Origin of the sequence: Dyadobacter crusticola DSM 16708, from assembly GCF_000701505.1 — a bacterium.
Classification (GTDB): Bacteria; Bacteroidota; Bacteroidia; order Cytophagales; family Spirosomataceae; genus Dyadobacter; species Dyadobacter crusticola.
Map to the genome: position 1 here is coordinate 241,006 of NZ_JNJB01000004.1, position 15,697 is coordinate 256,702.

14 protein-coding genes are annotated in these 15,697 nt (G+C 47.0%); 10 read left to right on the plus strand and 4 right to left on the minus strand.

The genetic code is table 11. The features are described 5' to 3' along the window. Nucleotide 1 precedes the first annotated feature (1 nt). Entirely contained in the window at nucleotides 2-1,108 is a 1,107-nt protein-coding gene (locus tag Q369_RS0104575; RefSeq protein ID WP_031526628.1) for a bile acid:sodium symporter family protein, read from the plus strand. A 107-nt stretch (nucleotides 1,109-1,215) separates the two neighbouring features. Here the strand turns inward: Q369_RS0104575 and Q369_RS0104580 are convergent, their stop codons facing one another. Next, a complete protein-coding gene (locus Q369_RS0104580) occupies nucleotides 1,216-1,719 on the minus strand; it encodes a GNAT family N-acetyltransferase (RefSeq protein WP_031526629.1) in 504 nt (167 codons plus the stop codon). Between the two features lie 153 nt (nucleotides 1,720-1,872). On the opposite strand from Q369_RS0104580, the gene moeB reads away from it, so the two are divergent. The 3 genes from moeB to Q369_RS0104595 all read left to right on the plus strand — a co-directional run bounded on the left by moeB (nucleotide 1,873) and on the right by Q369_RS0104595 (nucleotide 4,676). Further along, nucleotides 1,873-2,922, plus strand: a complete 1,050-nt coding sequence (gene moeB / locus Q369_RS0104585) for a molybdopterin-synthase adenylyltransferase MoeB (RefSeq protein ID WP_035332982.1) — start codon at nucleotides 1,873-1,875, stop codon at nucleotides 2,920-2,922. Between the two features lie 113 nt (nucleotides 2,923-3,035). Then, nucleotides 3,036-4,175 (plus strand): ATP-binding protein, encoded by a 1,140-nt coding sequence (locus Q369_RS0104590; protein WP_031526631.1) that lies wholly within the window; start codon nucleotides 3,036-3,038, stop codon nucleotides 4,173-4,175. A 30-nt stretch (nucleotides 4,176-4,205) separates the two neighbouring features. Beyond that, nucleotides 4,206-4,676, plus strand: a complete 471-nt coding sequence (locus Q369_RS0104595) for an NADH-quinone oxidoreductase subunit A (RefSeq protein WP_031526632.1) — start codon at nucleotides 4,206-4,208, stop codon at nucleotides 4,674-4,676. Nucleotides 4,677-4,710: 34 nt separating this feature from the next. Here Q369_RS0104595 and Q369_RS0104600 read toward each other — a convergent pair whose 3' ends face one another. Next, nucleotides 4,711-5,163 (minus strand): hypothetical protein, encoded by a 453-nt coding sequence (locus Q369_RS0104600; RefSeq protein WP_035332984.1) that lies wholly within the window; start codon nucleotides 5,161-5,163, stop codon nucleotides 4,711-4,713. A 2-nt stretch (nucleotides 5,164-5,165) separates the two neighbouring features. Beyond that, on the minus strand, nucleotides 5,166-6,581 hold the full coding sequence (locus Q369_RS0104605) for a Spi family protease inhibitor (RefSeq protein WP_157488044.1): 1,416 nt from the start codon (nucleotides 6,579-6,581) through the stop codon (nucleotides 5,166-5,168). A gap of 69 nt (nucleotides 6,582-6,650) precedes the next feature. Here Q369_RS0104605 and Q369_RS0104610 point away from each other — a divergent pair, with 69 nt between their 5' ends. Further along, nucleotides 6,651-6,989: a helix-turn-helix domain-containing protein gene (locus Q369_RS0104610; protein WP_031526635.1), complete on the plus strand. Its 339-nt coding sequence runs from the start codon at nucleotides 6,651-6,653 to the stop codon at nucleotides 6,987-6,989. Nucleotide 6,990: 1 nt separating this feature from the next. Here the strand turns inward: Q369_RS0104610 and Q369_RS0104615 are convergent, their stop codons facing one another. Next, entirely contained in the window at nucleotides 6,991-7,740 is a 750-nt protein-coding gene (locus Q369_RS0104615; RefSeq protein WP_031526636.1) for a hypothetical protein, read from the minus strand. A 136-nt stretch (nucleotides 7,741-7,876) separates the two neighbouring features. Between Q369_RS0104615 and nuoB the strand changes: the two genes are divergently transcribed. The 5 genes from nuoB (at nucleotide 7,877) to carB (ending at nucleotide 15,696) form a co-directional block, all read left to right on the plus strand. Continuing rightward, entirely contained in the window at nucleotides 7,877-8,401 is a 525-nt protein-coding gene (gene nuoB / locus Q369_RS0104620; RefSeq protein WP_031526637.1) for an NADH-quinone oxidoreductase subunit NuoB, read from the plus strand. A gap of 10 nt (nucleotides 8,402-8,411) precedes the next feature. Further along, complete coding sequence (locus Q369_RS0104625) at nucleotides 8,412-8,957, plus strand: NADH-quinone oxidoreductase subunit C (protein ID WP_051663916.1); 546 nt, start codon at nucleotides 8,412-8,414, stop codon at nucleotides 8,955-8,957. Between the two features lie 89 nt (nucleotides 8,958-9,046). Then, complete coding sequence (locus Q369_RS0104630; RefSeq protein ID WP_229206730.1) at nucleotides 9,047-10,723, plus strand: hypothetical protein; 1,677 nt, start codon at nucleotides 9,047-9,049, stop codon at nucleotides 10,721-10,723. A 98-nt stretch (nucleotides 10,724-10,821) separates the two neighbouring features. After that, complete coding sequence (locus Q369_RS0104635) at nucleotides 10,822-12,657, plus strand: hypothetical protein (protein ID WP_031526640.1); 1,836 nt, start codon at nucleotides 10,822-10,824, stop codon at nucleotides 12,655-12,657. A 195-nt stretch (nucleotides 12,658-12,852) separates the two neighbouring features. Further along, on the plus strand, nucleotides 12,853-15,696 hold the full coding sequence (gene carB / locus Q369_RS0104640) for a carbamoyl-phosphate synthase large subunit (RefSeq protein WP_031526641.1): 2,844 nt from the start codon (nucleotides 12,853-12,855) through the stop codon (nucleotides 15,694-15,696). Nucleotide 15,697: the final 1 nt, after the last annotated feature.

Sequence of the window (15,697 nt, forward strand, 5' to 3'; positions counted from 1 at the left end):
CATGAATATTTACAAGCTACTCTCAGTCGCGGCGGCAGTGTGCCTGCTCGTCGCATTATATCTTGCATTCAGCGGAAACCTGCCCGGGGCCGGTCCATTTTTCATCGGTTTTTTCCTTGCATTAGCGATCAGCTTTCGTGGCTATGAAAAGCTGAAAGGCTTTACTTACACGACCGTCATCTTCGCCGCCGTAACCACCGCATTGTATTACCCGCAGTATTTTCAGACACTCGGCGACTTCAAACTCGCCGCATTGATCACCCCATTGATCCAGATCATCATGTTTGGAATGGGAACTTCGATGAGCTTCGGGGATTTTGTAGGGGTTGTGAAAATGCCTAAGGGTGTGTTGATTGGTGTAGTCAGTCATTTTATTATCATGCCGACGATAGGGTACACGCTGGCGAGTTTAAGCGGTTTCCCACCCGAAATCGCTGCCGGCATTATCCTCATCGGTTGCTCTCCGAATGGAATGGCTTCTAATGTGATTTCCTATCTGGCCAAAGCCAATCTGGCATTATCAATCACCATTACCGCAATTTCTACCATGCTCGCTCCGCTCGTGACGCCGCTGCTGATGAACATGCTGGCAGGTGCTTTTGTGGAGATCGACACGCTGCATATGATGTGGGATATTATCAAAATGGTCATTATTCCAATCGGCGCGGGGCTGCTTTTTAACAAACTATTCAGCGGAAAAGTGAAGTGGCTCGATGCAGCAATGCCGCTCGTGTCAATGGGCGGGATCGCATTCATCATTGTAATTATCACCGCCGCGGGCCGCGATAGTCTGCTTACGATCGGGCCTGCATTGCTGCTGTTGGTACTGATTCACAATCTTTCGGGTTATACCCTGGGATACTGGTCGGGCAGGTTGTTCAAAATGAGCGAGCGCGATTGCCGCACTATCGCGATCGAGGTAGGAATGCAGAATGGCGGACTTGCTTCGGGAATTGCAAAGGAAATGGGCAAAATGGCAACGGTAGGATTAGCTCCCGCCATTTTCGGACCGTTGATGAACATTACCGGCTCTATCCTGGCTTCGTGGTGGCAAGGCAAACCGACCGGCGATGAAGAAACTTACATTGAAACGGGAAGAGCGCACTAAAATGGATTGTAGGATCGACGTTGTTGGGGGTTGTTCGGGATTGTTCAGAGTGGTTTAATCGACAGCTTTTTAACTACATCGAACAATCCCGAACCATACTAAACAACCTAATCCTCTTCCAACAGCAGCTGCATAAATACAACATCCAGCCACTGGTCGAATTTGAAGGCTATCTCTTTGAGGTAGCCTTTTTCGATGAAGCCATATTTTTTGTGAAATTCGATACTACCCCTGTTCGCAGCGTCGATCACACCGATCATCGTGTGAACACCCGACTCCTTGGCGCGCTGAATAAGGCTGCCTAGCAACTTCCCTCCCACGCCCATTCCTCGTGATTTTTCGTCGAGGTAAATAGAATGCTCCACACTGAACTTGTACCCGATTTTGGGCCGGAAAGTATTATAAGAACCGTATCCGATCACTTTTCCTTCGAGCTCTGCCACGATCACAGGCATTCCGTCATTGAACATCTTTTCAAACCAGGCAGTCTGCTCTTCCAGCGTTCTCGGTTCGTAATCGTAAATAGCGGTGGTGTTAAGAATAGCGTGGTTGATAATTTCCAGCAAAACAGGTAAATCCCTGGGAGCAGCGCTTCTGATAATAAGATCCATCAAGTAATTCAGGTCGTGGTCAGGTTGATTGAGTGCGTTAAAATAAGGATTATTTAAAAATTTAAACGCACCCCAATGATCGAATTGCCTACTTTACCTGTTTTCGACTTAAAAGAGGCAGCGTTGTCACCTCTGTGAACAGTATTAAGGAGTATGTTAAAACTTGAAATTCAGGAACGCAAGCGATACAGCCGTCAGATCCTTCTTTCGGAGGTGGGTCTTGCAGGTCAGGAAAAACTCAAATCAGCTAAAATACTGGTGGTAGGAGCCGGCGGTTTGGGCTGTCCGGTGCTGCAATATCTTACTGCGGCCGGAGTTGGCGAAATCGGTGTTATAGATCACGATCACGTCGAAGTGACCAATTTACATCGACAGATCCTGTATTCGGAGGCCGATTTGGGCAAAAAGAAAGCAGTTACCGCCGCTGAAAAGTTAAGGATCCTGAATGGATTTGTAAAACTCACGCCCTACCCCGTACAGCTGACCAGCGAGAATGCAGCCGGCATTATTTCGGGCTACGATCTGGTGATTGACGGTTCCGACAATTTTGAAACACGCTATCTCGTAAATGATACCTGTGTAAGACTCAACAAAACGTGGGTATTCGGTTCCATTCTGCGGTTTGAAGGGCAGGTTTCCGTTTTCAATTACAATAATGGACCTACTTACCGCTGCCTGTTTCCCGATGCGGAAGAAGGCGACAATTGCGCCGAGGCCGGGGTGATCGGGATTTTGCCAGGTATCATTGGTACTTACATGGCGAATGAAGCAATTAAGGTCATCTGCGAAGTAGGCCAGGTACTTTCCGGTAAGCTGCTGCTGATCAATGCACTTACCAATGCGGCTAGCATCTTCGAGTTCAGCCGGAGCATTCCCGCAGCCGACATTGAGCCTGTGAAGCAGGAGCCTTTGGCGAAACCCGTTGATGCACGTGAAATCTCTCTTGAAGAATTCGAACGCATTCAGGAAGTAGCCCCCGAGCAAGTTCAGTTCATTGATGTGCGGGAGGATTATGAATTTGAAGCGGACAATTTTGGCGGCACTAATATCCCGCTTTCCGAAATCCCGGATTTCCTGGCCACTTTCCCTGTTGATAAAACGGTTGTGTTTTACTGTCAAAGCGGGATCAGAAGTCGCCAGGCTGCCAAATTATTGCTGAAAAGCGGATTCCCGGGAGAGGCCCGCTGGGCTGCCAACTGGTAGATTTTAACTGAAAATACCTAAATTGGTTGAGTCTATTCAACTAATTTAGCTAAATTCATTGAATTAAATCATTGGATTTAGCTAAATTTGGATGTTAATGACTCGTATTTACCATGGAATTCCCCCGCTATATACTCAAATCGGTAGAAGAGAAACTAAATTCTAATAAGGTTCTTGTACTCTCCGGCGCACGCCGCGTTGGCAAAACACATTTGCTAAATCAGATCGAAAAAAATTTTCTTGGGAAGTCTCTCTTTCTGAATGGAGAAGATCTGGACACCATTACCTTGCTTTCAGACCGGAGAATTGCATCTTACAGCCGCTGGGTAAAAGACATCAACTTACTGCTCATTGACGAAGCACAAGTTGTGCCTGAAATCGGAAAAGCGCTCAAACTTCTGATAGACAGTTTTCCAGGCCTTACGATTATCGCTAGCGGATCTTCTGCATTTGAATTGTCCAACCAAACTGGCGAGCCGCTGGTTGGCAGGCAAATCAACTATCAGCTTTATCCGCTTGCTCAGATAGAGCTTTCTGCTCAGGAATCATATTTACACACCCAGCAGCAACTCGAAAACCGGCTGGTATACGGAAGCTACCCTGACATTTTACAAATAACCAATACAGAAGAGCAGAAAGAGTATCTGAAAGGCTTGGTGAACGCCTACCTGCTTAAAGATATCCTTATGTTTGAGCAAGTGAGATACTCGCACAAAATGCTTCAACTACTGCAACTGATAGCCTATCAAACCGGGCAGGAGGTTTCTTACGAAGAACTTTCAAAATCACTGCAAATCGATCGGAACACGGTGGAGCGCTACCTTGATCTTTTCTCCAAAGTATTTATCATTTTCAGAATCGGGGGTTTTAGTAAAAACCTTAGAAAAGAAGTTACCAAGTCTTCGAAATGGTACTTCTTTGACAATGGGATTCGGAATGCGCTTATTAACAATTTTTTACCGGTACCGCAACGTCAGGATATTGGCGCGCTTTGGGAAAATTATCTGGCAGCAGAGCGGATGAAGGTTAATTCTTATTCAAGAAAAGACCCGTTCGTTTATTTCTGGCGGACTTACGACCAGCAGGAACTTGACTGGCTGGAAGTAAGGAATGATCAGCTCAAAGGATATGAGTTTAAATGGAAAGAAAACAAGATCAAATTTCCCAAGGCTTTCACAGAAGCCTATCCGGAAGCGGAAACACACTGGATAAACCGTGACAATTTCATTGATTTTGTAAATGGGGAGATTTAACGATTAGATTTGCAGGAAAGACCGCTGAACATGATTTCTGATTTCGGATACATACTTCTTTTCATCATTGCTGCCCTGGTACTCCTGGGCACCATGCTCACGATCGCCAAGTTCCTGCGTCCGCACAAGCCGAATGAAGAAAAGCTGACTACCTACGAGTCGGGCGAAGATCCGATGGGAAATGCGCAGATCCAGTTCAATGTGCGTTTTTACATTGTTGCACTGGTTTTTGTATTATTTGAAGTCGAGCTGCTGTTCCTTTTCCCCTGGTCCATCGTTTTCGGCAACGAAGATCTTATCGCACAGACCAATGGAGAATGGGGCTGGTTTGCAATGGCCGAAATGACGGTTTTCATCGGCATACTCATCTTCGGCCTGGCCTACGCCTGGGTCAAAGGCTACCTCGACTGGGTACGCCCCAACCCTCAAATCCCGGAAGTAAAATCGCCGGTGCCTGCGGATATGTACAAGCAGGTTAATGAGCGGTATAAGGCAAGCTGACGTACATCAACGTCAGCCTGCAATTTTAATAGCACTATTGGCCCCAAATCTCCGTGTAATAGTACTTTACAGAGTCTGCTTCACCTCCAACTTGGTTTACATAAGCTGTGGCTTCAAGATTGCTAGGTTTTCCTACATGAAGCCGTACTCGATAAAATCGTTTTAAACCATATCTATAACTAATTAGAACGGTGCCGTTATTGTCATCAGAAGCAGGCCGGGGATTGATGCCCCAATACTGCGTATTAACCAGCGAGTCATTTTGAAAGGTTTTTTCCACCGTATATTTTCCATCCCATGCAATTTTTAACATTTCTTTTTGAATGTTTAACAGCTTGTGATTCGCGATAGAAGAATCCAGTCTCCAATTACTATGTAAATGTGCCTGGGTAGGACCACCCGGCCCCCATCCGTCATCGCAGGAGCAAAGACAAAGCGAAAAACTTAACATTAAAAGTATGGTGACACTTTTTGTTTGCGATTTCATAGCTATGGGCGAATACCTGTTATAACATGCAAGTTTCCATTGTAATCTTCACCACCGGGATTGTATTGACCAAGTGCATAGTAATCGTCCCATCCTCCTGCCCATCCCCAATTCATATGTAAAAAGTAATATGACCAGTTGTTACATTGCTTTGTTGTGCAATTGAAATCACTATAATGATGTTCCAAGTAGCCATCACACAACCAGACATGATAATCATCCCAACAGTCCAAGCAGGTTGATCCCCAGAAAATCAGTGGATACTTACCATTTAATTCACTTTTAATCAAATTGTAATTATATGCCTCGTTCCCATTGCCGCCATTTGAAAAACCGAAATCCTTTAATCCACTTTTGACATTGCTTGGCCATGTAAAAGTATTACAGCTACCCATGTAATTGTAGCTTGCTTTTGCTTTATCTCCCATATTTTTCATTAGAGCTCCTAAGCTAATCTCACCTGCGTTACTTGCGAAGCAGGTGTCCTTGGGAAATCTGGGCCTTGCCAGATTAGGATGATAGAATTCTTCCAATTGGGCCATAGCCACCGGTCCGCAGCCAGCCTTTCTTCTGCCGCAACCATCACAATTCCCAGCAGTACTCAATTGTGTTGTAGACAAGCGATGTTGCCCCCATGCAGTTGTCAGCAACGGGCCTTTTTGGCTTGATGTGTATTTACATTGAAACTGCCCATATTGGTACCATTCAATGCAGTAAGTATCAGTTGTTCTCAGCTGACGTGACAGGTATTTCTGCCATTCTTTTAAAACGATCGGGTGCGGCGGACTTGTATCCTTGCGGGCTTCGCGAATCTTGTGCTTCGCAGTTTCCATCCATAGCCGAACTCCCGTCGGAATATCATTCAGGTCCACACTCGACTTCTCGGAATGTGCCAGCACCGGCATTACCCTTAAATCACCCGAGACAATGGCGAACCCTCTTCTTTTCTTGAAGATGTAAAGTAGTGGCTGTTTGTCGGCCGAATCTAAAACAGCCTTTCTTTCCAGGATCTCATTGTCTCCGTCCACAACTCTGGCATTTTTGTCAGACGCAGAATCAACCGACAAATGGAATGCGGCAACTTCTGCGGCATCGTTCAAAGAGACGCGGAACTGTCCGGCAAAGCGCGTGGGCTCTCCCTGATTGGGAGAAGCAACATCTGATTTTTGGCAGGAAGCGATCAACAGCAAAAGGATCGCGCAGAGAGACCGCAGGCGCGGTGATTGATAGGTGTGTGACATTTCATGTTTGTTTTGAAGTGATAAAACCAAGGACGCAACAGGGCGACCAATGGCATGAGACAAAGTGAATTGATTCTTGTGCAACTTCCAACAAGCTCTGCTTATAAGTCTATTGGCTTGACTTATAAGTTTATAAGCAACACTTATAACTTCATAACCACCGCTTATAATTTGCAAAACAGTTGGCGTTGAATGGGAATTTTTGAATTATTGCAAAACAAAACTTCTCACAAACTCACACACTGAATGAACATACTTGCAAGCAACCTGCTGGCCAAGCGGGAGGAAAAACGGTATACACAAACGTGGGTCGCGACGAAATGCGGTATGTCCCAGCCCAATTATTCGGACATTGAGAGAGGCAAAACAACACCCTCAATCTGGCAGCTGAAAAAGTTTGCAGAAGTATTTGAAGCCACTGTTGACGAGCTGCTCAGGGATCGTTCAGTTAATGAGACTGAAAGCACCAATCCCAAACTTTCAGGCACAAAAAATATCCTTACCGAAGAAGATAAGGATATGTATATCAGAATGCTCAAAGACAAGCTGCGGACATTGCTTGTTGAAAATGAGAAGAAGAATTAGCTCAATGCATTTTACCCCACTTCTTATCGCCCGGTTTCGGGAAAACGACCAATCCAACCTGTACGTAAACCTGGTTTACTTTCAATGAAGGCAAATCAGTGATCGTTACATTCTCTCCCCTCCATTTCCTTTTTCCAAGCAGCGGCTGGTGGTACGTTACCTTGCCACTCAGGTACACCTTATCATTCACCTTAGGGAAAAGATTCATTTTATAATCTACCCCCAGGCCCCCGTGGAGATTTACATTGGGTGTAAATAGCTTAACAGCCTGGAAGGAAGACGGATTGTTAACAACCTGACCGATCGTCGCATTACCATTGCTTCTGATATTCAGCCGGTAAAGCATCACATCAACACCCAGTGGAATGGTGACATTCCAGCGCGACGTGTTCACAAGCTTCGGGCCGCCATCTGTACCGATTCCGATGCCTGACAAGTAGGCTTTCTTCACATTTTTATCCGTAGTATAATTGGTACTGTTCATAATAATGATCCGGCCTTCTGAAAACCACTTCTCCGACTCAGTCCGCCGCGCCAGCACGATAGAGCCCATTAATCCTTCAAATGGTTTCACACCCAGCTGCGTAAGTTGATCGCGTATCGCTTTATTGTTAGGCAAGAGCCCGAATTCCGCGTAAATCGCCATTCCGCTTTTAAATAACCTCACTGTTGTATCGGCCTCTGTTTGTGCGCTGGCGAACCCGGAGAAAATGATTAGAAAGGAAGCAATGAGAAGTAGTTTGTTTTTCATATAGTTGTTGTTAAAAGCATTTGTTTTGTAACGCGGGCTGAAACCGTTTCTTGCCAAATATGGTTACAATTGTGAAGTCTGTATCACAATAACAGGCAAAATTTGTACCAACCGGATAGTAGTATTCGATAGCAAGATGAGTGAAAGAGCAAAAACCGGAGACGGAGGAATTATACTAACTAATGCTGAGGACCTTATGAACTGGGCACGGCTGTCGTCGTTGTGGCCCATGGGATTCGGTATCGCATGCTGCGCCATTGAAATGATGGCGGCTTATGCTTCCAATTACGACCTGGAAAGGTTTGGCATTATGCCGCGACCTTCCCCCAGGCAGTCGGACGTGATGATTGTGGCAGGTACTGTTACTTTCAAAATGGCCGACCGGATCAGAAGATTATATGAACAAATGCCCGAGCCGCGCTATGTGATCTCCATGGGAAGCTGCTCCAACTGCGGCGGTCCGTACTGGGAGCACGGGTACCATGTGGTGAAAGGGGTGGACAGGATCATTCCGGTAGATATATACGTTCCCGGCTGTCCGCCGCGACCAGAGGCGCTGATTGGCGGATTTATGAAACTGCAGGAAAAGATCAGGAATACAAAAGAAGTCGCACCCGCACTGTTCCTTGAAATGGAAGCTTCGGAAATGGCAACAGCCTAACTTTTAACCAATGGATTTTCAAGAAATCACTTCCCTGATTGTTGCCCGGTTTCCGGAATTAGCGATCGATGCAGATATCAAAAACCCGCAACCGGTTTTAATTGTACCAAAAGAAAATATTGCGGATGTCTGCCAGTTCCTGCATGAGGATAACCGTTTGTTTTTCGATTTCCTGGCTTGCATTACAGCGATCGACAATGGGCCCGGACTGGCGACAATGGAAGTGATCTACAACCTGACTTCGATTCCTTACCAAAGAGACTTCACGATCAAAGCCGTTTTTCCAAGGAATAATCCGGAAGGTGACCTGCCGGTAGTACCTACGGTCAGCCATATCTGGCGCACTGCTGAATGGCACGAGCGCGAAGCTTATGATTTAATGGGTATTCATTTCGACGGCCACCCGGACCTGCGCCGGATCCTGCTCCCGGAGGACTGGGAAGGTCACCCGCTCCGCAAAGACTACCACGCGCAGGATCGTTATCACGGGATATATGTAAGGTATGAAGATGGCGGGCCGGACCAGGAACTTGTCGGCCCGGACCATACATTGTAAGCTAACCCGCTGCGGAAATAAACTTTCAGATTTGGAGGCGTAAAAAAGGCTGGCTATTTTTCGTTATAAAATTTTCAATAGTCACGTGCATGCGCTTTACCTTACTTTTCGTCCTTTTTTCAGGCTTATTTCAGATTTGTCAGGCTTCGACAGATTCACTGATCATCAAGGGCAGAATACTTAACCTCAATGGCCGGCTTTACCGGCAGGCTTCCTTCATTAATTTCTCCCGTAATAACATACTGCAACCGCAGTCGGAGCTCAGCAAACAGGCGCCATTGGACGCAGACGGCAGTTTCAGGGTTTCACTTCCTATGCTTTTTCAACAGGAAGAAATTTACCTTGATTACGGTGGAAAAGCTTTTGCCACCTTCCTTGGTTCCCCAGGTACCGTAGAGATCACCTTCAACGGCGACTCTCTCAACACAACTGGTAAGCTGTTTTATTTCGCGGGCGTCAATGCAGATGCCAATAATCAGTATCCGACTTATATCCAGGAAGAGAATAAGCGGCTGAGCGCGAATAAGGCATTGGGTTCCGAGTTTTTCAAATCGTTCTGGGAACGCAGCGTAGCGCAGGCAAGGTCGCTTACTGAGCAACGGGCCGCATTGCGCATCGGCGCTGTACAAGCTGCTACGCAAAACTCGGTACCGTCCCCCGCTTTGCTCCAATGGGTAAAGGCGAATGCAGAAGAGGAACAAATGCAAATCCTTTTTGAGCATGCATTGAGCAATTTGTATGAAATAAGTAGCGCACTGAAAGACAGCCTTAAACGCCTTGCAAACCCGCCTTTGACAGGACAACGCGTGATCTGGGCAAGCAGGTTTGGCGATTACGCCGACGTGCTCGCCCAGCAGCAGCGGATGATCAGTCCCAGTCGAACCAACTCATTGCCGGTAAGATTAATGGCGACACTGATCAGGAATTACAGCAATAACCTCACGTCTGACGAAAAACAGCGCCTTGAACAAATCACGTTAAATGGCGTTGCCGAAAAAGCGCAGCTTGATTTTTTGAACAAGCTTTTTGCAAAAAACGAAACAACGCTGAACATTCTTTTCAACTACGAAAGGGAAAGCCGGACTTACGACGATCTGTTTGACAGTACCGCAACCGAGTTTCTGAATATGCGCTATTTGTCGCGCAATCTTTACAAATTCACTTACAAACAGCAGCTGCTGCTGAACCGGCACATTCAATCGCGGAATGGGATACCACAGTTTAAGCAGTCACTGGACGAGCTTGTGCGGCTGGAAGTGAAAGACAGCGCAGATATCGCCAAGCTGGTGAATTTTAAAAATGCCCGAACTACCCCCACCGAAGCATTGCCGGGCTATTACCTTACTGCCTCCAATGACCGGGGCAATACGTGGGTCAATCAGCTCATTGACGGCTACAAAGGCAACACGATCTATCTCATCAAATGGAGTATGGAAGATGCGAAGAGCCGCGAGGAGATGGGTTTCATTCCTATGCTGCAAGCCCGCCTGCCTGAGAATGTCAAGTTCATATTTGTACACCTCCCAGGGCAGGAATTTGGATTTTCAGATGAGCTGCTGCGCCAGTATGTGGTCCGGCATCAACTGAAAGGCGCACATGTATTCCTAAACGACAATCAGGCAATGGACCTGCTTTTCAGGCTCAACCCGCTTGACGCAGCCACATTCGCGATTATCAGGCCAAATGGAAAATTTGCATTGAAAAACGCACCTGCCCCGAGCGCATTGGACAGGACTGTGAAAGCTATTCTCGACGCAAATAAGTAATGTCAACTTCGGTACGATTTGATTACCGCCCTTCAACTGCCGCATACCTTTGCTTCCTGTGTTTACGTTAATGCTTTCTATTGGAATTTACATTTCTCATGTACAAGTATCTGGTACTGTTTCTCCTGTTCTCTGCCATCGCGTCGGCCCAAAATCCCGACAGCGCGGCAGTTTACAAAAGCGATAGTGTTCGGTACACGAACCTGAAAGCGCGCATGTCGAAGACGAAGTTCTCGCGCGCAGTGTACAGGTTGCTTTTCCGGGATGTATATAACCAGGGCAAGATCAAAGAGGTAAAGGAGATCGAGACCAATCCATTTACGCCTTACGAGGGAATGGTGATCCGTAAAATCTACATTCGCCAGCTGGATATTCTGGGCGAGTCTGTATACGATACGACGCGCACAGGAAACCGCCTTGAGAGATTTCTGAGCAAAACACTGCATACAAATACGCGGGAAGGTATTATCCGGAAGTCTTTTCTGCTGTTTTCAGAAGGCGACGACATTCAGGCGCAGGTATTAAAAGACAACGAGCGTCTGCTGCGTGAGAACCGCACGATTCTTGATGCGCGGATAATCGTTGTCCCGCGAAGCGACGTGACCTGGATGGCCGACGTAGTGGTGCTGGTGCAGGATTCCTGGTCGCTTAATTTCGCAGGCGGGTTCAGCGGTTTTAATAAATTCAGTGCATCCGTAGAGAACATCAACGTCCGCGGAACGACGCATTCACAGCGCACAGGAATCCGGTGGGATGCCAACGATACCATTCAGAAATTCCAGTTCCGCAGCATTTATACCATTCCTTATATCGGAAAAACATTTATCACCGGCCAGGCCAACTTCATCCGGGAACGCGATCTGAAAGAGCAGTCCATCCGCTTTTTCAGGCGCTTTTTGACGAACGAAACCAAATATGCCGGTGCCTTCGAAATCGGCCACACCAATGTGCGGCAATACAAGCGAAGGCTGGACGATACGGATGTGGAAATCCGCTTTCCTACCGAGTATGCCTATTATGACGCGTGGATCGGTCGGGCATTTAAGTTTCCGTTCCCAGACAGCAGGCTGGCCAAGAACTCCCGGATTGTTACTGCATTCCGGCACAACAAATACCATTTTGAGAAACGTCCGCTGGTTACAGCTGATCTCAACAAGATATACTGGAACCGCAGTGCCACGCTGGTAAGTTTGGGGTACTCTAACCGGAATTACAAACGCGACGTTTTAATTTATGGTTTTGGTAGAACGGAGGACGTGCCGATAGGAAGCTTGTTTGCATTAACTATCGGAAGGGAAAATACGGAATTCGGCGTGCGCGGATATGGCGGTGTGCAGTTTGCTACGGGTAATTACATTCCGCACAACCTGGGTTACATGTACTTTCTTGCCAATGTCGGGACCTACTCCAAAAAGGGGGTAGCGCAGCAGGGAGTGATTAACGGGCAATTAAACTATATCAGTAACCTGATCCCGTTCAGATACAGCTTCTTCCGACAGTTTCTCACATTCCGGTATACCCACGGGATCCGCCGCGATCCGCTGGATTATCTGAATATCAGCGGAGAGCAAGGTATCAGGGGCATTAACAATGATCAGCTGATTGGTACCAAGAGGCTGACCGTCGGAACGGAAACCGTGTTCTTCTCGGACAAAAGCTTGCTCGGGTTTCGGATTGCCTACTTTGTGTTTGCTGATCTGGGGCTGGTCAATGGCGTTTCTTCGCTTTGGGACGGTCCGCTTTACCAGGGCTATGGGCTTGGCCTGAGGCTGAGAAATGAGAATCTTACCTTTAATACATTACAGATCCGGGTGGGGTATTATCCAAACATTCCCGGCAACACGGCCGAATGGCGATTCGGCGCGAGCGGGAACGTACCTTTGCGTTTGCGGGACTTCGATATCTCGGCGCCTTCCATAGTTCCGTTGCAATAGCTCCTAACAGTTTGATTAATATCCACTTACATACAAAATTCTATTTTTACAACTAATTTCCGACTTCCGGCCCTGCTTTTTCGAATATGTGAATTAACTTTGTGGAATTTTTGGACGTACCCCTGCTGAGAATTCCCAGGCAACCCCAAAAGTTGTTAAAGTATTTCCTTCATTTCTACAAAATTACCATCTACTGTGCCCAAAAATACGAATATCAAATCCGTTCTGATTATCGGTTCAGGTCCCATTGTCATAGGTCAGGCTTGTGAATTTGACTACGCAGGTTCCCAGGCGGCCCGTTCGCTGCGTGAGGAAGGAATTGAAGTAGTTCTTATCAATTCCAATCCGGCAACCATCATGACTGATCCTATCAGTGCAGATCATGTTTATCTGTTGCCATTGGAGAAAAAGTATATCGTTGAAATTCTTGAAAAACACAGAGCACTAGGCAGGCCGATTGACGCGGTTTTGCCAACAATGGGCGGTCAGACTGCATTGAACCTGGCCATCGACTGCGACAAAGCGGGAATCTGGAAAAAATATGATGTTGAGATTATCGGTGTCGACATCAAAGCAATTGAGACCACTGAGGATAGAGAGAAATTCCGGTTGAAAATGCTGGAATTAGGTGTGAATGTGTGTATCGGACGAACTGCCCGCTCATTTTTGGAAGGCAAGGAAATCGCCCAGGAGATTGGCTTCCCGCTGGTTATACGCCCCTCGTTTACATTGGGAGGAACCGGCGGCGGCTTCGTGGAGAAAGAAGAAGATTTTGACCAGGCATTGAATAACGGCTTACACGCTTCTCCTGTACACGAGGTACTGGTTGAACAAAGCGTAATGGGCTGGAAAGAATACGAGCTCGAATTGCTGCGTGACGGCAATGGTAACTTCATCATCATCTGTTCGATCGAGAACTTTGACCCGATGGGGGTACATACAGGCGACAGTATCACGGTAGCGCCGGCGATGACATTGCCTGATACGCTTTACCAGCAAATGCGCGACCTCGCTATCAAAATGATGGACGGGATCGGAAAATTCGCAGGTGGCTGTAATGTACAGTTCTCTGTGAATCCGGCAGACGACAAGATTATTGCCATCGAGATCAACCCACGCGTTTCCCGCTCTTCGGCACTTGCTTCGAAAGCGACAGGTTACCCGATTGCTAAAATCGCTGCTAAAATGGCGATTGGCTACAACCTCGATGAGTTGATCAACCCGATCACCGGAAGTACCTCCGCATTCTTCGAGCCTTCCATTGACTACGTTATCGTAAAAGTGCCCCGCTGGAATTTCGACAAGTTCAAAGGCGCTGACCGCTCGCTTGGCTTGCAGATGAAATCCGTTGGAGAAGCAATGGGAATCGGACGTAATTTCCAGGAAGCATTGCAGAAAGCTTGTCAGTCACTCGAAATCCGCCGGAACGGACTGGGTGCCGACGGCCGCGAGCTGCGCGATCAGGAAGCAATTAAGAAAAGCCTGAAAAACCCGAGCTGGGACCGTTTGTTCCACATCTACGATGCATTCAAGATCGGTTTGTCTTTCAAAACAATCCAGAATCTTACCAAAATAGACGCATGGTTCCTGCGCCAGATCGAGGAGCTGATCGAGCTGGAACACCAGATTGAGAAGTACGAACTCGAAGATCTTCCAAGGGAGCTGCTGCTTACAGCCAAACAAAAAGGTTACGCGGATCGTCAGATCGCGCATTTGCTTGGAACCAAAGAAAGCAAGGTTTACGATAGAAGAAAAGCATTGGGTATCAAACGTGTTTACAAATGCGTGGATACCTGCGCAGCTGAGTTCGAAGCAAAAACGCCTTACTACTACTCTACGTTCAATACTTCGCAGGAATATCCTGACAACGAATCGATTGTAAGCGACCGCAAGAAAGTGATGGTACTGGGTTCAGGGCCTAACAGGATCGGTCAGGGAATCGAGTTTGACTACTCTTGCGTACATGGAGTTTTGGCAGCGAAAGAAGCTGGTTACGAAACCATTATGGTGAACTGTAACCCTGAAACGGTTTCAACCGACCCGGATATTTCGGACAAGCTTTACTTCGAGCCGGTTTTCTGGGAACACGTTTTCGACATTATCGAGCACGAAAAACCGGAAGGTGTGATCGTGCAGCTTGGCGGACAGACTGCATTGAAAATGGCAGAAAAGCTGGAAAAATATGGTGTGAAAATCATCGGTACCAGCTACCATTCACTTGACTGGGCAGAAGACCGCGGCCGGTTCTCTTCACTATTGGAAGAGCTCAATATCCCATTCCCGAAGTTCGGTACTGTACGTACATCGGATGCAGCAGTTGAACTTTCAAGAACACTGGGCTTCCCGCTGCTTGTTCGTCCTAGCTACGTATTGGGTGGACAGAGCATGAAGATCGTGATCAACGAAAAGGAACTGGAACAACACGTGGTGAAGATCCTGCACGATATTCCAGATAACAATATCCTGCTTGACCACTTCCTCGAAGGCGCGCTCGAAGCAGAGGCTGACGCGATTTGTGACGGGGAAGATGCTTACATCATCGGTGTAATGGAGCATATCGAGCCAGCTGGAATCCACTCCGGCGACTCGCACGCTGCATTGCCTCCGTTCGATCTGAGCGCCGACGAGATTCGTCAGATCGAAGAGCATACCCGTAAGATTGCACTGGCAATGAATGTAAAAGGTCTGATCAACGTGCAGTTTGCTATTAAAAATGGCGTTGTGTATGTGATTGAAGCCAACCCAAGAGCTTCCAGAACGGTACCTTTCATTTGCAAAGCCTACCAGGAGCCTTATGTGAATTACGCAACCAAGCTGATGCTGGGCGATAAGAAACTGTCTGATTTCACATTCAATCCTGTGAAAAAAGGATGGGCGATCAAGATCCCGGTATTCTCATTTAATAAATTCCCGAATGTAAATAAGGAGCTTGGACCGGAAATGAAATCGACCGGAGAAGCTATCTACTTTATCGACGATTTGCAGGACGATTTTTTCCAAAAGATATATGGAGAAAGAAACCTGTATCTGAGCCGGTAAA